We start from the raw sequence: 17,479 nt of genomic DNA, 5'->3' as shown, positions 1-17,479 counted from the left end.
ACAGCTCGAACATCCACCGGTCACCTCAAGAGCTTGACGAACCATAGGAGCGTCACCGACGACCGCGCGCAACCCGATCACCGGGTTGCGCGCGGAGTCGTGTCCGGGGTCGTCAGCCGCCGAGGCCGAGGATCGACAGGACGTGGCGGGCTGCTGTGCCCCCGGCCTCCTCGGCGACGGCGAGCGCGGCGGGAACGTCGAGGTCGTCGAGCAGCGCGGCCGACACCGCGGCGTCAGCGGCAGGGTTCTCCGTGACACCGTGCGAGGCCGCCGCGTAGAGCCGCTCCAGCCGGGCCCCGGCCGCCTCGAGGTCGCTCACCCGGTAGTCCCACGGCTGCGCCCACGCCCGGTCGACCAGCAGCAGGCGCAGCGCCGCCGCGGGCCACGTCTCCAGCACGTCGGACACCAGGACCAGGTTGCCCGTCGACTTGGCCATCTTCTGGCCGTCGATCCGGACGGTGCCCACATGCAGCCACGACCGCGAGAACGGGGTCACCCCGGTCACGGCCTCGGCCATCGCGGCCTCGTAGGCGTGGTGCGGGTAGCGCAGTTCGGCGCCGCCGACGTGGATGTCCAGGGCCGGCCCGAGCGTCGTCAGCGACATCGCCGTGCACTCGGCGTGCCAGCCGGGGCGGCCGCCACCCCACGGGCTGGGCCACGCCGGCTCGCCGGGAGCCGCCGCCCGCCAGATGACGACGTCGAACGGGTCGTCGCGGCCGTCGTCGCGACGGTCGCCGTACTCGGCCGAGAGGGCAGAGGCCTCCTCGGCGTCGAGACCGGCGCGCTCGCGTACCCCGGCGCCGCGGAACCAGACGGTGCCGTCGCGGTGGTAGGCGGCACCGCGCTCGATCAGCGCCGCCGCGAGCGACACGACCTGCGCGACGTGGACGTGTGCCCTCGGCTCGTGCGTCGGGCGGCGTACCCCGAGGGCGTCCATGTCACGGTCGAAGCGGAACTGCTGGACGGCGGCGAAGCTGTCGTAGCGGACGCCGGCACGGGCGGCCGCGGCGTCGAGGACGTCGTCGACGTCGGTGACGTTGCGGCAGACGTCGACGTCGACACCCAGGTGGCGCAGGACGCGCGCGGCCACGTCGGCCCAGACGAACGTCGAGGCGTGCCCGAGGTGTGTCGTGTCGTACGGGGTGATGCCACACACGTACATGCGGGCCCGGCCGATGACCGGCAGCGGGTTTCCGGCGATGCGCAGCACGGTCAACGTCCCTTCGCCTCGCGGGCGGCGTGGCCCGAGCGGGCGCGGCGGGCGGCGCGGCGCAGCTGCAGGATGCGCAGCGAGCCGGGGATGGCGACGAGCAGGACGCCCGCGATGGCGGCGAACAGCAGTGCCACCCCGGTCGGCAGGTTGCCGACGGCGCCGAGGAAGTGAATCTCGACATCACGCAGGTTCTGCAGGATGAAGATCAGCAGGAACAGCAGGACCACAGCCGACAGGATCAGCCCGATCCACAGCCCGGCCAGTCGCGAGCGTGGCGGCTCCTCGCGCGGGATCCGCTGCGTCGGACCGTCGGCGGTGTCGCGCTGGGCGGGGACGTCGGGCTCGTCCGACGGCAGCCGCACCGGGACGGTCGGGCCGCCGGACGGGTCGGTGTGCACCGGCATCGTGGGCCCGCCCGACGGGTCCGCCGGCACCTCCACCGGACGCATCGACGGGTCGGTGGCCGGATCGGCGTGCGGATCGGCCCGGCCGACGTTCCCGGACCTGATCGCACCGCGACCCGCGCGGCCCCGGTCGTCGGTCATGCTCGGACCCTCCTGTCACGCCACACCCGGCGTGGACACGCCCGGTGCCCGGAAGTATCCCGTACGTCGCCGTCGTGACGACGGTTCGGTGGGTACTCCGGCGCGCGTGTCGGGTCCGGACGGCACCGGGGGATGTCGGCTCCGAACGGTCAGCGGCGGGCGGCCCGGTGCATCGGGACGTGTGCCACACCGTCCCAGTCGTAGGCGGGACCGACGGCCTCGAAGCCGTAGCCGCGGTAGAAGTCCGCGAGGTGGTCCTGAGCGTCGAGGACGCACTCCCCCGACCCGACCTCGGCCAGCGCAGCCTCGACGAGGCGGCGGCCCAGGCCGCGTCCGCGCACGTCGCGGGCGGTGCACAGGCGTCCGATGCGGTAGCCCCCGCCGGGTTCCTTGAGCAGCCGGATCGTGCCCAGCACCGGTTCGGGGCTGCCGCGACCGGCCAGCCAGTAGTGCCGGGCACGCGGCTCGAGATCACGTCCGTCGAGCTCGCCGTACGCGCAGGACTGCTCGACGACGAACACGTCGACCCGCAGCCGCAGCAACGCATAGAGGGTGGCGGCGTCGAGGTCGAGCGCCCAGCAGCGCCGAACCGTCGCGCCCGTCGTGTCGGCCGGGCGGCCGTCCTGACCGGTCTCACTACTCACCGGGACTGCCTACCAGACGCACCGCCCCGCCGGTGTTCCCGGACCGGCCCACGGACCGGACCGCGGGGCACCGCCGTCGGCACACGGACGTAGCCTCGGGGCGTGCACCATCACGATCTCGTCGTCATCGGAACCGGGTCCGGCAACAGCATCGTCGACGACCGGTTCGCCGATCTCGACGTCGCCATCGTCGAGCACGGCGTCTTCGGCGGCACCTGCCTCAACGTCGGCTGCATCCCGACGAAGATGTACGTCTACGCCGCCGACGTCGCCGAGGCCGTGCGCCGGGCAGGCCGCTACGGCGTCGACGCCACGCTCGACGACGTCCGCTGGCCCGACATCCGCGACCGCGTGTTCGGCCGGATCGACCCCATCGCCGCGGGCGGCGAGGAGTACCGGCTCGACCCGGTGCGCACTCCGAACGTCACCACCTACCTGGGCCACGCCCGCTTCACCGGCGACCGGACGCTGTCGATCGAGCCCGTCGACGGCGGCCCGGCCGAGACCGTGACGGCCGACCGCATCGTGGTCGCCGCGGGTGGGCGCCCGCACGTCCCCGAGCCGATCCTCGCCTCCGGCGTGCCCTACGAGACGTCGGACACGATCATGCGGATCGACAAGCTGCCGCAGCGGCTCGTGATCCTCGGTGGCGGGTTCATCGCCGCGGAGTTCGCCCACGTGTTCTCCGCGTTCGGCGTCGAGGTGACGCTCGTCGCCCGCGGCGACCACCTGCTCCGGTTCGGCGACGACACGCTCGGCCAGGCCTTCACGACGATCGCGCAGGAGCGCTGGGACGTGCGGCTGGGCACGGTCGCCGACAGCGCCCGGGTGCTCGACGACGGCGCCGTCGAGCTGTCCCTGACCGACGGCTCGACCGCCACCGGCGACCTGCTGCTCGTCGCCACCGGCCGGGTCCCCAACTCCGACCGGCTCGACGTCGCCGCCGGGGGGATCGACACCCACCCCGACGGCCGCGTCATCGTCGACGACACCCAGGCCACGTCCGCGCCGGGGGTCTGGGCGCTGGGCGACGTGAGCTCCCCGTTCCAGCTCAAGCACGTCGCGAACCACGAGATGCGCGTCGTCCAGCACAACCTGCTGCACCCCGACGAGCCCCGGCGCACCGACCACCGCTTCGTGCCGTCGGCGGTGTTCACCGAGCCGCAGCTGGCCGGGGTCGGGCTCACCGAGACCGAGTGCCGTGCCGCCGGCCTCGACTACGTCACCAAGGTGCAGGCGTTCGGCGACGTCGCCTACGGCTGGGCGATGGAGGACACGACGGGCCTGTGCAAGCTCATCGCCGAACGCGGCACCGGCCGCCTGCTCGGCGCGCACATCATGGGCCCGCAGGCGTCGACGCTGATCCAGCCGTTGATCCAGGCCATGACGTTCGGGCTCGACGCCCGCACCATGGCCACCGGCCAGTACTGGATCCACCCGGCGCTGCCGGAGGTCGTCGAGAACGCGCTGCTCGGCCTGCCGCTCGACTGAGCCGAGGAGATCACCATGCCTCCCGCGCGGGCGAAGGTGACCCTTACCATGGAGATCGATCCGCACCCGTGCCGTCGGCCGAACACCGGGCGACGTCCCCTGCAGATGTGAGGAAGCCATGACCGTTGCCGACAGCCCGGCCCGTCCGGCCGAGAGCGCCGACGGCCCCAGGCCGATCCTCGACGGCACCCGGGCCCTGTCCCAGCAGATCGGTGTCTACGTCTTCGTGATGGTGCCGCTGATCGCGCTGGTCGCGGCGATCCCGCTCGCCGTCGGCTGGGGTCTCATCGGCTGGGCCGACGTCGCGATCGCGCTGGTGTTCTACGTCGTCAGCGGGCTGGGCATCACGGTCGGCTACCACCGCTACTTCACGCACGGCTCGTTCAAGGCCAAGCGGCCGCTGCGGATCGCGCTGGCCCTCGCAGGCAGCCTCGCCATGCAGGGACCGGTGATCACCTGGGTGGCCGACCACCGGCGCCACCACGCCTTCTCCGACAAGGAGGGCGACCCGCACTCGCCGTGGCTCTACGGCACCGGCCCGGTGGCGCTGGCCAAGGGCTTCTGGCACTCGCACACGGGCTGGCTGTTCGACCGCGACCAGACCAACAGGGAGCGCTTCACCCCCGACCTGCTCGCCGACGCCGACATCCGCCGGGTCGACTCGCTGTTCGGGCTGTGGAGCGTGCTGACGCTCGTCGTCCCTGCCGGGCTGGGCGGGCTGTTCACCTGGTCGTGGCAGGGCGCGCTCACCGCGCTGTTCTGGGCCGGGCTGGTCCGGGTGGCGCTGCTGCACCACGTCACGTGGTCGATCAACTCGATCTGCCACATGTGGGGCGCCCGGCCCTTCGCCGCGCGCGACCGGTCGGCCAACGTGTGGCCGCTGGCGATCGCGTCGTTCGGCGAGTCCTGGCACAACCTGCACCACGCCGACCCGACGTGCGCCCGCCACGGCGTGAAGCGCGGTCAGGTCGACATCTCGGCCCGGGTGATCCGGGCGTTCGAGAAGCTGGGCTGGGCGAGCGCGGTGCGCTGGCCCACCGAGCGCCGGCTGCAGCGGATCACCCGCGCCTCCTGAACGACTCCCGCTCCACGAACGAACGGCGCAGTCGCGCAGCTGAGTTGCGCGACTGCGCCGTTCGTCCGGTTGGTGGTCAGCTCGCTGCCGCTGTGCCCTGCACGCCCGGGCGCGCCGGGCCGGGATCGAACGCCGTGGCCGGGGCGGGCTCGCCGCGCAGCTCCGCGACGAGCGCGGTGATGTCGGCCATGATCGCCGAGGTCGCGGCGTCGAGATGGGTGCGCGTGCGGGGCTTGCCCTCGAACGCCGAGAGGTCGACGGGTGGCCCGGCCACGATGCGCAGCCGCTTGCGCGGGAACAGCTTGGGCTTTCCGTTGGGCGGCAGCACGTCCTGGGTGCCCCAGTTGGCGACGGGGATGACCGGCACCCCGGTGACCATCGCGATCCGGCCGATGCCGTTCTTGGCCTTCATCGGCCATCCCGCGGGGTCGGCGGTGAAGGTGCCCTCCGGATAGAACGCGACGACCTCGCCACGCTCCAGCGCCGCGACGGCCTCACGGTAGGCGTCGCCCGCCCGGGTCGTCGACCGGTAGACGGGGATGTGCCTGCCCCCGCCCAGCACCCACTTGACCACCGGCACCGACCACAGCTCCGACTTCGCCAGATAGCGCGGGATCCGGCCGCTCGACACGACGAACGCGGTGTCGAAGACCGGGTCGGAGAACGAGACGTGGTTCAGCGCCAGCAGCGCCCCGCCCGTCTTCGGGATGTGCTCCCCACCACGGAACGACGGCCGCGTGAGCAGCATCGCGAACGGCCACACCACCTCGATGGCGAACCCGAACCAGAAGCCCGCCCCACGACGCCTCCGGCGCAGCGTGAGCAGCAGCTTCTCGAAAAGAGTCAGCGGCCGGTCGGCGGCGTTCCCTCGCATGTCGTCCTCCCGGCGGTCCCACCCGTCCGGTGGGAAGTCGTGGTCCGGCCCCGATCCTCGCGCATGATTCGCCGCGCGGAACGGCCCGGGGCGGGTGAGGATTCGAGATGTGACGTCCGTCCCCGGGCCGATCCGGTCGTCGGGGACGGATCGAACACCGGGCGCACCACCTTTGCACGGCACGTCCCGCTCCCGTCCGAGGCCTTCCGGAGGTCCCGTGCCCGACTCCGCCGACCAACCCCGGCCGCGGCTCGAGCCCTTCGGCCCGGTCCCGGCCGCGCCGCTCGGCGTCGTGCTCGTGCTGCACGGCGGCCGGTCCCGCAGCCGCGAACCCGCCCACCGCGGACTGGCCTACCTGCGGATGCTTCCGTTCGCGCGGGCGGTGAACACCCCGGAGACGGCGGTGTACCTGCTTCGCTACCGCTACCGCGGCTGGAACGGCGCCGCCCGCGACGCGCTGCACGACGCCGAGTGGGCGATCGCCGAGCTCGGCAGGCTGCACCCGGACCGGCCGATCGCGCTGGTCGGGCACTCGATGGGCGGGCGGGCCGCGCTCGGTGCCGCCGACGGGCCGGGCGTCGTCGCCGTCTGCGCGCTCGCGCCGTGGGTGGAGGGGGGTGAGCCGGTCGCGCAGCTGGCCGGGCGCGCCGTCGTCATCGCCCACGGCGACCGGGAACGGATGACCGACCCCGCCGGCTCCTACGCCTACGCCGTCGCGGCGAAGCGGGTGACCGATCGCGTCGCCCGCTACGACGTGCACGGCGACGGCCACGCCATGCTGCGCCGCGCCGGCGACTGGTCCTCGCTCGTGCACCGCTTCGTGCTCGGTGAGCTCGGCATCGAACCGATCGACCCGGAGATCACGAACGCCATGCAGGAGCCGTCACCCGGTGGGTTGCGGCGGGAGCTGCACAGAGGACGGATGGGAGCCGCGTCATGACAGCGGAGCACACGACCGGCCGGCCGGCCGTGGCCGTCGTCGGCAGCGGGGTCGCGGGCCTCACCGCCGCGCACGTGCTCCAACGCGCCTGCGACGTCACCGTCTACGAGGCCGACGACCGCGTCGGCGGGCACGCCCACACCCACGACCTCGCCGGCTCCGACGGCATGGTGCGCGGCGTCGACACCGGGTTCATCGTCCACAACGAACGCACGTACCCGACGCTGCTGCGGCTGTTCGCCGAGCTCGGGGTGGCCACACAGGGCTCCGACATGTCGATGAGCGTGCGCTGCGACGGCTGCGGCCTGGAGTACGCGGGCGCCCGCCGGGTGCAGGGCCTGTTCCCGCAGGTCTCCAACCTCCGGCGGCCCGCGTACGTGCGGATGCTCGGCGAGGTCGTCCGGTTCCACCGGCACGCCCGCCGGCTGCTCGACACCGGGGGCGCCGACGCCGACGCGGTGACCCTCGGCGCGTTCCTCGCGATCGGCGGCTACTCCCGCTACTTCGTCGACCACTTCATGGTCCCGGTCGTGGCAGCGGTGTGGTCGGCGGGCGCGGCGGTGTCGCTGCGCTACCCGGCGCGCTACCTGTTCACCTTCCTCGCCCACCACGGGATGCTCGGCGTCGGCGGCTCCCCGCAGTGGCGCACCGTCACCGGCGGGTCCCAGCGCTATGTCGAACGTCTGGTGAAGGACCTGCACGCCGTGCGGACAGCCACCCCGGTGCGCTCGGTACGGCGCACCGGCGGCAGCGTCGAGATCCGCGACCAGGCGGGCGGGGCACGGCACTTCGACAAGGTCGTCGTCGCCACCCACCCCGACCAGGCACTCGCGATCCTCGCCGACCCCACCCCCGACGAGTCGGCCGTCCTCGGCGCGTTCTCGTACTCGCGCAACGAGACATGGCTGCACTCCGACACCTCGGTGCTGCCGCGACGGGCCGGGGCGCGGGCGTCGTGGAACTACCTCAAGCCGCGCTGCGCCGCCGACGACTCCGCCGCGGTGCTGGTCAGCTATGACATGAACCGGCTGCAGCGGCTGCCCGACGCGCCGCCCTACGTCGTCACCCTCGGTGGGGCCGGCCGCGTCGACGAGTCCCGCGTCATCGCCCGGATGAGCTACGAGCACCCGATCTACACCCCCGGGTCGGTCGCCGCGCAGCGCCGGCTGCCGGGGCTCGCCACCGACGTCACCGCCTACGCCGGTGCCTACCACGGCTGGGGCTTCCACGAGGACGGCGCCGCGTCCGGCGTGCGGGCCGCGGCCGCGCTCGGGGTGACCTGGTGACCCGGACCCTCGACAGCACCCGCGTCGTCGTCCCCGCGATCTACGACGCCCGTGTGCGGCACGTGCGCCGGGCGCCGGGCGCCGCGTCGGGCCGCTCCTTCGAGCACGGCGTCTACACCTGGCTCGTCGACCTCGACGACCTCCCCCGACTGCCACGGCCGCTGCGCCCCTTCGCCCGCTTCGAGGCCCGCGACCACCTCGGCGACCCCGCGCACACGCTGCGCCACAACGTCGACACCTATCTGGCCGTGCACGGCATCGACCTGCGCGGCGGCCGGATCCTGATGCTCGCCAACGCCCGCGTGCTCGGCCACGTGTTCAACCCGCTGTCGGTGTACTGGTGCCACGATCCCGACGGCGAGCTCGTGTGCGTCGTCGCAGAGGTGCACAACACCTACGGCGAGCGGCACTGCTACCTGCTGCACCCCGACGAGAACGGGCGCGCCGAGACCGACAAGGACTTCTACGTCTCGCCGTTCCTCACCGTCGACGGCCGCTACCGGATGCTGCTGCGCACCCCGGGCGAGAAGCTCGCCGTCGCCGTGACCCTGCACCAGGGCGACGGCGTCGCGCTCGCCGCCACCGTCGCCGGGACCCGCCGCGCCGTGACGCCCGCGTCGCTGCTGCGGACGGTGCTGCACCACCCCTTCGTCACCCGCCGGACCTCGGCGTTGATCCGGCTCCACGGCATCGTGCTGTGGCTGCGCCGGCTGCCCGTGGTCCCCCGTCCGCCGCACGCACCCCAGGAGGGCGTCCAGTGACCACCGAACCCGTCCAGCGCCCTGCCGTCCGCGCTGTACCCCGGCCCAACGAAGGCGTCTGGCCCGGGCTGGCCGAGGTCCCACGCGTCCCGCTCCGGGCCCGGGTCGCCGAGTCGCTGTTCCGGCGTGCGGTGCGTGACCTGCCCGTCATGGTCGTGTTCCCCGACGGCCAGACCCTCGGCGCGGGCGGACCGGACGCACCGCGGATGGACATCGTCCGGCCCGACGCGTTCTTCGCGCGGCTGGGGACGTCGTCGAAGATCGGGTTCGGCGAGTCCTACATGGTCGGCGACTGGACCTCGCCGCACCCCGCCGACCTGCTGACCCCGTTCGCCGCCAAGCTCTCCCAGCTCATCCCGCCCGCGCTGCAACGGCTCGCGCGGCGCTGGGTGGAGGCCCGCCAGCCCGACGACGAGGAGAACACCGTCGAGGGCGCGGCGGAGAACATCCACCGCCACTACGACCTGTCCAACGACCTCTTCTCGATCTTCCTCGACGAGACGATGTCGTACTCGGCGGCGTGGTTCCCGCCCGACGCCGACGACCGGGCCCCCGGGCTGCTCGCCGACGCCCAGCGCCGCAAGATCGACGGCATCCTCGACATGGCCGGGGTCACCGACGGCATGCACGTCCTGGAGATCGGCACCGGCTGGGGCGGGCTCGCGATCCGGGCCGCGCAGCGCGGCGCCCGCGTCACCACCCTGACGATCTCCGCCGAGCAGGCCGCCCTCGCCGAGCAGCGCATCACCGAGGCCGGCGTCGCCGACCGGGTACAGGTGCTGCTGCGCGACTACCGCGAGGCGCAGGGCAGCTACGACGCCGTGGTGTCCGTCGAGATGATCGAGGCCGTCGGCGAGCGATACTGGCCCACCTACTTCGCGACGCTCGACCGGCTCGTCAAGCCGGGTGGCCGCGTCGGCCTGCAGTCGATCACCATGCCGCACGACCGGCTCATGGTGTCGCGCAGCGACTACACCTGGATCCACAAGTACGTCTTCCCCGGCGGCCTGATCCCGTCGGTCGAGGCGATCGAGGCCAACCTCGCCGAGCACAGCTCGCTGCGGATCGCGCAGCGCCGCACCCTCGGCCAGGACTATGCCCGCACCCTGGCGCACTGGAACACCAACTTCCAGGCCCGCTGGGCAGAGGTCGCCGCCCTCGGCTTCGACGCCACGTTCCGCCGGATGTGGGAGTTCTACCTCGCCTACTGCGAGGCCGGGTTCCGCGTCGGCTACCTCGACGTCTTCCAGTTCTCCCTGCAGCGCCCCGCCTGACCCCGTCCGTCCTGGAGGAAGGAACCGCCGTGCCCCGTCCCGTCGCACCCCAGCTCGCCGACCTGCTCGAACGCGTCATCGGGGCGGCACTACCCGTCCGCATCCGTGCCTGGGACGGCAGCGAGGCCGGCCCGACCGACGACCCGTCGGCACCCGTGGCCGTGCTGCGCCACCGCCGCGGCCTTCGGCGGCTGCTGTGGGCACCCGGCGAGCTCGGGCTGGCGCGGGCGTTCGTCGCCGGGGAGCTCGACGTCGAGGGTGACGTCGCCGTCGGGCTGGCCCGGTTCTGGTCGCTGGCCCGGACCAACGGGCTCGGCGGGGTCTCGCTGAGCACGTCGGACAAGCTCGCCGCCGCGACGCTCGCCGCACGGCTCGGGGTCCTCGGCCCGCCACCGAAGCCCCCGGCGTCGGAGGCACAGCTGTCCGGGCGGGCGCACACCCGCCGCCGCGACCGCGCCGCCATCGCCCACCACTACGACCTGTCCAACGACTTCTACGAGTTCCTCCTCGACCCGCAGATGGCCTACTCCTGCGGCTACTGGACCCGGGAGGCCGGACCCGACTACGGGCTCGCCGACGCCCAGCGCGACAAGCTCGACCTGATCTGCCGCAAGCTCGGCCTCGAGCCGGGGATGCGACTGCTCGACGTCGGCTGCGGCTGGGCGTCGCTGCTGGTCCACGCCGCGCGGTACTACGGCGTGACCGCGGTCGGCGTGACGCTCTCTGCGCAGCAGCGCGACTTCGGCACCGCCCGCGTCGCCGCGCTGGGGCTGTCCGACAAGATCGAGATCCGGTTGCAGGACTACCGGGCGGTCACCGACCAGCCGTTCGACGCGATCTCCTCGATCGAGATGGGCGAGCACGTCGGCGAGGACAACTACCCCGTCTACGCCGCCCAGCTGCGCACACTGCTGCTGCCCCACGGCAGGCTGCTGCTGCAGCAGATGTCGCGCGGGGCGTCCGGGGGCAACACCGCACCCGGCGGCGGGGCGTTCATGGAACGCTACGTCGCCCCGGACATGTTCATGCGCCCCCTCGGTTCCACCCTGAACTTCCTGGAGGAGGCCGGGCTGGAGGTCGTCGACGTCCACTCCCTGCGCGAGCACTACGTCTGGACGGTCCGGCCGTGGCTGGACACGTTGCAGGACAACAAGGCCCGCGCCGTCGAACTCGTCGGCGAGGAACAGTTCCGGGTGTGGTTGCTCTACCTCGCCGGCGCGTCGCTCGCGTTCGAGGAGAACCGCATGGGTGTGCACCAGATCCTCATGGTCCGGGCGGGCGCCGACGGTCGCTCCGGCCTGCCGCGCAGCCGCGCCGAGATCGTCGGCCCCGACCCGGCACTCGCCCACCTCGCCGCCGACGTCACCCCGGCGGAGGTCGCGTCGGCGAGCGCCGACGTCCCGGCTCCGACACGATGATCCCGTGACGACTTTTCCCTGGTCGGCCGCGCTGACCAACCTCTGGGTCACCGCCGCCGTCGTGCTCGCCGTGATGCTGGTGGCCCTCGGCGTCGCGCTGGCCCGCGGCGGCCGCCACGACGGCATCGACATCGTGTGGGGCGCCGGCTTCGCCGCCGTCGCCGTGACCACGCTGATCCTGTCGGCGGGCGAGGGCGATGCCTGGCGCCGCTGGCTGATCACCGCACTCACCGTCGTGTGGGGGCTGCGGCTCGCGTGGCATATCGGCCGGCGCAACCACGGCAAGCCCGAGGACAAGCGCTACGTCGAGATCATGCGCGAGGCGAAGGGCAACCCGAACCTCCACGCCTTCCGTAGGGTCTACCTGCCGCAGGGCGCCGTCATGTGGGTCGTGTCGCTGCCCGTGCAGCTCGGCCAGTACGGCACCGGCGGCGGGGTGCTCACCACCGTCGTCACCGTTCTCGGCGTGCTGTCGTGGTGCGTCGGGTTCTTCTTCGAGACGGTCGGCGACGCCCAGCTCGCCCGCTTCACCGCCGACCCTGCCAACAAGGGCACGGTCATGGACCGCGGGCTGTGGCGCTACACCCGGCACCCCAACTACTTCGGCGACGCCGCCGTCTGGTGGGGGCTGACCCTGCTCGCCCTGCACCACCTCCCCGGACTGGTCGGACTCGTCTCCGCCGCGCTGATGACCTGGCTGCTCGCCAAGGGAACCGGTGCGAAACTGCTCGAGTCGTCCATCGGCGAGCGCCGCCCCGGCTACGCCGACTACGTTCGCCGCACCAGCGGGTTCATCCCGATGCCACCGCGCGAACCGGCCCACCGATGACCGCGCCGGACCCGACCGTCCCCATCCACCGAGAGGACCTCCGATGAAGCCCGGTGACGTCGTCGACGACTTCGAACTCCAGGACGAGACCGGCGCCGTCCGGTCCCTGTCCGCGCTGCTGGCCGACGGGCCGATCGTGCTGTTCTTCTACCCCATCGCCTCCTCCGGCGGCTGCACCCAGGAGGCCTGCCACTTCCGCGACCTCGCCGCCGAGTTCGCCGCCGTCGGTGCCACGCCCGTCGGCATCTCCGGCGACGACGTCTCCGCGCAGCGCACCTTCGCCTCCGCCCACACCCTGGGCTACCCGCTGCTGTCGGACCCCGGCCACGTCGTCGCCAAGCGTTTCGACGCCTTCCGCCGGTGGCTGCCCGGCGGTCTGCACACCCGGCGCCGCACGTTCGTCGTCGGCACCGACCGCCGCGTCGTCGCCGAGTTCTCCAGCGAGACCAAGTTCGAGCAGCACGCCGACGAGGCGCTCACGGCACTTCGCGCGCACCGGGCCGCATGACTCCCGCCGACCACGCCGTCATCGCCGGCCGCACGGTGACGGCGTCCACCGTCGTCGCCGCGCCTGCCGCCGAGGTGTTCGCCCTGCTCGCCGACCCGCACCGGCACCACGAGTTCGACGGCTCCGGCACGGTCCGCGCCGCCGTCACCGGCCCGGACCGGCTCGGCCCCGGCGACCGCTTCTCGATGAGCATGCGCATCGGCATGCCCTACCGCGTCACCAACAGCGTCGTGGAGTTCGAGCAGGACCGCCGGATCGCATGGTGCCACTTCGCGAAGGCGATCTGGCGCTACGAGCTCGACCCGGTCGACGGCGGCACCCGCGTCACCGAGACGTTCGACTACGGCGGCTCGCGCTTCGCCCGCGGGATGGAGCTGATGAAGTTCCCGCAGGGCAACGCGAAGTCGATCCGCGACACCCTGCGCCGCCTCGTCACGATCTTCGGTGCGCCTGCCTGATCCGCCCTGCCCGACCTGCACTGCCCGACCTGCCTGACCTGCACTGCCTGACCTGCACTGCCTGACCTGCGCCGAGTTCGGGGTTGCTGACTGGTTCGCCGACAGTCGTGGGCAGCCTGTCGTCGAACTCGGCGATGGGTTGGCGCGCCCGGGGCCGCGCTGCGCCGCAGTGGGCCGGGAAGCCCGCGAGCGCAGCGCCTAAACTGGGGACATGCCCGCCCGCACGCTGCTCAGTCCCGGCACCGTCACGCCCGAACGTCCCGTCCCCGCGCACATCCCGCGGCCGGAGTACGTCGGCAAGGCCGCGCCGGCCCGCAGCACCGAGCCGTGGGTGCAGACCGACGAGGTCATCGAGGCGATGCGCGTCGCCGGGAGGATCGCCGCGCAGGCCCTCGCGGCCGGCGGCGAGGCCGTGCGGCCGGGCGTCACCACCGACGAGATCGACCGCGTGGTCCACGAGTTCCTCGTCGACCACGACGCCTACCCGTCCACGCTGGGCTACCGGCGCTTCCCGAAGTCGTGCTGCACCAGCCTCAACGAGGTGATCTGCCACGGCATCCCCGACTCGACCGTCGTGCAGGACGGCGACATCGTCAACATCGACGTCACCGGCTACATCGGCGGCGTCCACGGCGACACCAACGCGACCTTCCTCGCGGGCGACGTGGCCGAGGAGGACCGGCTGCTCGTCGAGCGCACCCACGAGGCGACGATGCGTGCGATCAAGGCGGTCCGGCCCGGCCGTGAGCTCAACGTCGTCGGCCGCGTCATCGAGTCCTACGCCAAGCGTTTCGGCTACGGCGTGGTCCGCGACTTCACCGGGCACGGCATCGGCCGGTCGTTCCACAGCGGGCTCGTCGTCCTGCACTACGACCAGCCCGACGTCGACACGATCCTCGAGCCGGGCATGACGTTCACCATCGAGCCGATGATCACCCTCGGCACCGTCGACTACGACATCTGGGACGACGACTGGACCGTCGTCACCAAGGACCGGCGCCGGACGGCGCAGTTCGAGCACACCGTGCTGGTGACCGGTGACGGCGCGGAGATTCTCACCCTTCCCTGAGGAGGCCCGCGATGAGCAAGGTCTACGACGCCATCACCGAGCGCATCGCCCGCTGGGTGCACGAGCAGCCGATGTTCTTCGTGGCCACGGCCCCGCTCTCGGGCGACGGCATGGTGAACGTGTCGGTCAAGGGCACCAGGGGCACGTTCCGGGTCCTCGACGACCACACCTTCAGCTACGTCGACCTCACCGGAAGTGGCGCGGAGACCGCCGCGCACCTCCGGGAGAACGGCCGGATCTGCATCATGTTCGTGTCGTTCGACGCCCGTCCCGACATCGTGCGCTTCCACGGCACGGGGAGCGTCCTGTTCACCGGCGACCCGGGATTCGACGAGCGGCTCGCTCTGTTCGGCGACGCCGGCACCGGCCGCCGCGACCCGGCGCGGGCGATCGTCACCGTCGACGTGGCGCGGGTTTCCGACTCCTGCGGCTACGCGGTGCCGCTGATGGAGCTCGTCGGCGAGCGCGACCTGCTCGACTCGTGGGCCGAGCGCAGGACGCCGGAGGCGATGGTCGACTACCGGACGCTCAAGAACGCCACCAGCCTCGACGGCCTGCCCGCGATCCCCGTCGCGACGCCCACCGACTGAGCCCTTGCGGCGAGCACCGGTCTTGTCGACGTCGGTGTGTGCCGGGTCTGTCGACCCACGTCGAGCAGGGCGGTCAGCGACGGACCGGGTGTGCCGGACGAGCCGTCAGCGGCGGGCGGAGCGCGACGCGCGACGGTCGACGACCTCGGCGACGACCGCCGACACCCCGCGCCAGCCGACCAGCAGCACCGCGAGGGCGACGAGGGTGACCAGGGCGAACGTCAGCGGCAGCCGGCCGGTGAACGCGGCGCGCAGCAGCAGGCCGATGACCACCGTCCCGGCCAGGGCGGTGCCACCCGCGGCGAACCCGGCGGGACGGGCCCGCACCCACGGCGTCGCCCACGCCACGCCCAGCCCGATCACGAACGGCGCGGCCGTCACCAGGACGCCGCCGATCCCGCCCGCCTCGTCGTGGCCGGCGCGGCCGATCGCTGCGAACACCAGCACGGCGACGACGTCGGCGGCGAGGGCCAGTGCGGCGACGCGAGACGTTCGGAGAGCGGGCACGACCCCAGGGTAGGCGGTCCCGATCGCGGCCCCGGCGCGCCCGGGTGCGGGCGTCACAGACGACAGTTGGCACACATCACAGCAGAGTTCGGAGGCCCCGTAGTCACGCCCTCCGTCGCGGTGCCGGGCGCGGCGCAGCGACGGGCCACCCGGTCAGCCGAGGGCGGCGAGGAACCGTTGCGCCACACCGACCGCCGGCCCGGACGAGCCGCCGTCGACGACAAGCACCGCGAACGCGACGTCGCCGCGGTAGCCGACGAACCAGCCGTGGGCCCGGTTCACGCCGTTCACCGAGTACTCGGCCGTGCCGGTCTTGCCGAAGACCTCGCCGCTGCGTGCGAGGGCCGTGGCCGTCCCACCGGTGACGACGGCCCGCATCATGGGCCGTAGCTGGTCGAGCGCGGCCTGGCCGGGTGCGGTGGCCGGCTTCGGGACCTCGGTGGCACGGCCACGGATGAGCTGGGGGACGACGGGAGCGCCCTTCGCGACGGTGGCCGCGACCAGCGCCATCCCGAACGGGGTGGCGACGACATCGCCCTGACCGAACCCGTCCTCGGCGCGCTGGACGCGGTCGGGGGCGGGCGGGACCGAGCCGGTGACGGTGGTGAGGCCGGGGACCGCGAAGTCGGCGCCGAAGCCGAGCTGCAGACCCGCGGCAGGCAGCGCGTCGGCCGTCATCTGCGCCGCGAGCTGGGAGAAGGTGGTGTTGCACGAGCGGGCGAAGGCCTGGGTGAGCGGCACCGTGCCGAGCTCGAACCGGTCCTCGTTGGGGACGAGCCTGCCGTCGATCGTGGTGGTGCCGGGGCAGGGCTGCGGGGAGTTCGCGTCGATCCCGAGCGTCTCGAGCGCCGCCGTGGCGGTGACGATCTTGAACGTCGACCCTGGCGGGTAGCGGCCGGTGAGCGCGATGGCTCCGGCGGCGTCGGCCTGGGTGTTCTGCGCGACGGCGAGGATGTCGCCCGTCGACGGCGACAGCGCGACGATCGCGACCTGCTGCGGCAGCGAGTCGACCGCGTCCTCCGCGGCGGTCTGGACGGCGTGGTCGATCGAGAGGGTGACGGTGCTGCCGGGTTTCGCAGGCTGCTCCCCCACCGTGGCGATCGTCGCCCCACCGCCGCCGACGATCTGCACCGACCACCCGGGGACGCCGCTGACCTGCGGAGCGACCTCGGTACGGACGGGGTTGAGGACCTGGCTGCCGAAGCCCGCGGACGGCGCGAGCAGGCGGGTCTGGGTGGCGAAGCGGACACCCGGCAGGTCGTGGACGGCGGCCTTGACGGTGCGGTAGTCGGCGTCGCGCAGCACGGCGACCGAGTAGCCCTGGCCGTCGGGCACGGCGGCCGCGGCGTCGGTGATCGACTGGGCGGTGATCCCGGGGACGAGCGGAACGAGCGCGCGGGCGAGCGCCGTGGTGACGGCACCGAGATCACCCGCGGCGGTCCGGTCGAGCAGGATGTTGACGACGGGTGTGGGGGCGAGCAGCGGGGTGCCGCCGCGGTCGACCACCGGCGCCGGGTCGGGTGTGTCGACGACGAGGCTCAGCCGTTGCCCGGCGGCGAGCTTCGGGTGGATCGCCGCGGGCGTCCAGTGCACCAGCCAGCCCGACTCGGCCTGCGGTGCGGAGCGGGCCTGGATCTCGTCGAGGTAGCCGAATCGCCGGTCCTGCCCGAGGTCCCACGTGACGTCGACGGACGCGGTGGCGTTGTCCCCCGCGGTGCGGACCTGGCCGAGAGTGGCGGTGATGCCGGCGGGGGCCAGCGCCGTGCGCGCATCGGCCAGCGCGGCCTGGGCGGCGGCGGGATCGTCGGTGAGGCGGGCGGCCGCGGCGTCGTCCCCCCGGGTCCACGCGTCGAGGTAGGCCTGCACGGCCTTCTCCTCGCCGCTCGGCCCGAAGATCGAGCAGCTCGCGCCGACGAGGGCGATCACCAGCAGCCCCGCGAGCAGCCCGAGCCGCAGCGGGCTCGCGGTGCGACGACGGGGAGCGGTCACGCGCCCGA

18 protein-coding genes are annotated in these 17,479 nt (G+C 73.1%); 12 read left to right on the top strand and 6 right to left on the bottom strand.

The annotated features are described in order from the left end of the window. Window positions 1–112 precede the first annotated feature (112 nt). From TOK_RS04235 to TOK_RS04225, 3 genes are all read right to left on the bottom strand, one after another. Window positions 113–1,210, bottom strand: a complete 1,098-nt coding sequence (locus TOK_RS04235) for a class I tRNA ligase family protein (protein WP_098956446.1) — start codon at window positions 1,208–1,210, stop codon at window positions 113–115. 2 nt (window positions 1,211–1,212) lie between these two features. Then, window positions 1,213–1,758, bottom strand: a complete 546-nt coding sequence (locus tag TOK_RS04230) for a lipopolysaccharide assembly LapA domain-containing protein (RefSeq protein ID WP_253258170.1) — start codon at window positions 1,756–1,758, stop codon at window positions 1,213–1,215. A 149-nt stretch (window positions 1,759–1,907) separates the two neighbouring features. After that, window positions 1,908–2,402 carry a GNAT family N-acetyltransferase gene (locus tag TOK_RS04225; protein ID WP_098956445.1) on the bottom strand — a complete coding sequence of 165 codons (495 nt, stop codon included), beginning with the start codon at window positions 2,400–2,402 and terminating at the stop codon, window positions 1,908–1,910. A 102-nt stretch (window positions 2,403–2,504) separates the two neighbouring features. On the opposite strand from TOK_RS04225, the gene TOK_RS04220 reads away from it, so the two are divergent. Beyond that, window positions 2,505–3,893 (top strand): mycothione reductase, encoded by a 1,389-nt coding sequence (locus TOK_RS04220; RefSeq protein ID WP_098956444.1) that lies wholly within the window; start codon window positions 2,505–2,507, stop codon window positions 3,891–3,893. Between the two features lie 118 nt (window positions 3,894–4,011). Beyond that, window positions 4,012–4,968 carry a fatty acid desaturase gene (locus TOK_RS04215; RefSeq protein ID WP_098956443.1) on the top strand — a complete coding sequence of 319 codons (957 nt, stop codon included), beginning with the start codon at window positions 4,012–4,014 and terminating at the stop codon, window positions 4,966–4,968. Window positions 4,969–5,044: 76 nt separating this feature from the next. On the opposite strand, the gene TOK_RS04210 is transcribed toward TOK_RS04215, so the two are convergent. After that, a complete protein-coding gene (locus TOK_RS04210; protein ID WP_098956442.1) occupies window positions 5,045–5,842 on the bottom strand; it encodes a 1-acyl-sn-glycerol-3-phosphate acyltransferase in 798 nt (265 codons plus the stop codon). Window positions 5,843–6,059: 217 nt separating this feature from the next. Here TOK_RS04210 and TOK_RS04205 point away from each other — a divergent pair, with 217 nt between their 5' ends. The 10 genes from TOK_RS04205 to TOK_RS04160 all read left to right on the top strand — a co-directional run bounded on the left by TOK_RS04205 (window position 6,060) and on the right by TOK_RS04160 (window position 14,975). Continuing rightward, window positions 6,060–6,782, top strand: a complete 723-nt coding sequence (locus TOK_RS04205; protein WP_098956441.1) for an alpha/beta hydrolase — start codon at window positions 6,060–6,062, stop codon at window positions 6,780–6,782. Beyond that, window positions 6,779–8,068 carry an NAD(P)/FAD-dependent oxidoreductase gene (locus TOK_RS04200; protein ID WP_098956440.1) on the top strand — a complete coding sequence of 430 codons (1,290 nt, stop codon included), beginning with the start codon at window positions 6,779–6,781 and terminating at the stop codon, window positions 8,066–8,068. Before TOK_RS04205 ends, TOK_RS04200 begins: the two co-directional genes overlap by 4 nt. Beyond that, window positions 8,065–8,829, top strand: a complete 765-nt coding sequence (locus TOK_RS04195; protein ID WP_098956439.1) for a DUF1365 domain-containing protein — start codon at window positions 8,065–8,067, stop codon at window positions 8,827–8,829. The genes TOK_RS04200 and TOK_RS04195 overlap by 4 nt, the downstream gene beginning before the upstream one ends. Further along, window positions 8,826–10,103 (top strand): cyclopropane-fatty-acyl-phospholipid synthase family protein, encoded by a 1,278-nt coding sequence (locus TOK_RS04190; RefSeq protein ID WP_098956438.1) that lies wholly within the window; start codon window positions 8,826–8,828, stop codon window positions 10,101–10,103. The genes TOK_RS04195 and TOK_RS04190 overlap by 4 nt, the downstream gene beginning before the upstream one ends. A 29-nt stretch (window positions 10,104–10,132) precedes the next feature. Further along, window positions 10,133–11,521 (top strand): cyclopropane-fatty-acyl-phospholipid synthase family protein, encoded by a 1,389-nt coding sequence (locus TOK_RS04185; RefSeq protein WP_098956437.1) that lies wholly within the window; start codon window positions 10,133–10,135, stop codon window positions 11,519–11,521. Between the two features lie 4 nt (window positions 11,522–11,525). Further along, window positions 11,526–12,350, top strand: coding sequence for a DUF1295 domain-containing protein (locus TOK_RS04180; RefSeq protein WP_253258169.1), 825 nt, complete (start codon window positions 11,526–11,528; stop codon window positions 12,348–12,350). Window positions 12,351–12,393: 43 nt separating this feature from the next. Continuing rightward, on the top strand, window positions 12,394–12,858 hold the full coding sequence (locus TOK_RS04175) for a peroxiredoxin (RefSeq protein ID WP_098956436.1): 465 nt from the start codon (window positions 12,394–12,396) through the stop codon (window positions 12,856–12,858). After that, window positions 12,855–13,316 carry an SRPBCC family protein gene (locus TOK_RS04170; RefSeq protein WP_098956435.1) on the top strand — a complete coding sequence of 154 codons (462 nt, stop codon included), beginning with the start codon at window positions 12,855–12,857 and terminating at the stop codon, window positions 13,314–13,316. The genes TOK_RS04175 and TOK_RS04170 overlap by 4 nt, the downstream gene beginning before the upstream one ends. Window positions 13,317–13,527: 211 nt before the next feature. Next, complete coding sequence (map, locus tag TOK_RS04165) at window positions 13,528–14,385, top strand: type I methionyl aminopeptidase (RefSeq protein ID WP_098956434.1); 858 nt, start codon at window positions 13,528–13,530, stop codon at window positions 14,383–14,385. 11 nt (window positions 14,386–14,396) lie between these two features. Further along, window positions 14,397–14,975 (top strand): pyridoxamine 5'-phosphate oxidase family protein, encoded by a 579-nt coding sequence (locus tag TOK_RS04160; protein WP_098956433.1) that lies wholly within the window; start codon window positions 14,397–14,399, stop codon window positions 14,973–14,975. Between the two features lie 105 nt (window positions 14,976–15,080). Here the strand turns inward: TOK_RS04160 and TOK_RS04155 are convergent, their stop codons facing one another. Together TOK_RS04155 and TOK_RS04150 are read right to left on the bottom strand one after the other, a co-directional pair. Further along, complete coding sequence (locus TOK_RS04155) at window positions 15,081–15,482, bottom strand: DUF3054 domain-containing protein (protein ID WP_253258168.1); 402 nt, start codon at window positions 15,480–15,482, stop codon at window positions 15,081–15,083. Between the two features lie 153 nt (window positions 15,483–15,635). Continuing rightward, a complete protein-coding gene (locus TOK_RS04150) occupies window positions 15,636–17,471 on the bottom strand; it encodes a penicillin-binding transpeptidase domain-containing protein (RefSeq protein WP_253258167.1) in 1,836 nt (611 codons plus the stop codon). Window positions 17,472–17,479: the final 8 nt, after the last annotated feature.

This window comes from Pseudonocardia sp. N23, assembly GCF_002583555.1.
Lineage (GTDB): Bacteria > Actinomycetota > Actinomycetes > Mycobacteriales > Pseudonocardiaceae > Pseudonocardia.
The sequence above is the reverse complement of the archived record's forward strand: the minus strand, read 5'-3'. Positions and strand labels throughout refer to the sequence as shown.

What these genes read in the sequence shown, in the direction of transcription:
- TOK_RS04230 (WP_253258170.1), bottom strand. Translation starts at nt 1,758, where the DNA reads ATGACCGACGACCGGGGCCGCGCGGGTCGCGGTGCGATCAGGTCCGGG.
- TOK_RS04215 (WP_098956443.1), top strand. Translation starts at nt 4,012, where the DNA reads ATGACCGTTGCCGACAGCCCGGCCCGTCCGGCCGAGAGCGCCGACGGC.
- TOK_RS04210 (WP_098956442.1), bottom strand. Translation starts at nt 5,842, where the DNA reads ATGCGAGGGAACGCCGCCGACCGGCCGCTGACTCTTTTCGAGAAGCTG.
- TOK_RS04200 (WP_098956440.1), top strand. Translation starts at nt 6,779, where the DNA reads ATGACAGCGGAGCACACGACCGGCCGGCCGGCCGTGGCCGTCGTCGGC.
- TOK_RS04175 (WP_098956436.1), top strand. Translation starts at nt 12,394, where the DNA reads ATGAAGCCCGGTGACGTCGTCGACGACTTCGAACTCCAGGACGAGACC.
- TOK_RS04170 (WP_098956435.1), top strand. Translation starts at nt 12,855, where the DNA reads ATGACTCCCGCCGACCACGCCGTCATCGCCGGCCGCACGGTGACGGCG.
- map (WP_098956434.1), top strand. Translation starts at nt 13,528, where the DNA reads ATGCCCGCCCGCACGCTGCTCAGTCCCGGCACCGTCACGCCCGAACGT.
- TOK_RS04160 (WP_098956433.1), top strand. Translation starts at nt 14,397, where the DNA reads ATGAGCAAGGTCTACGACGCCATCACCGAGCGCATCGCCCGCTGGGTG.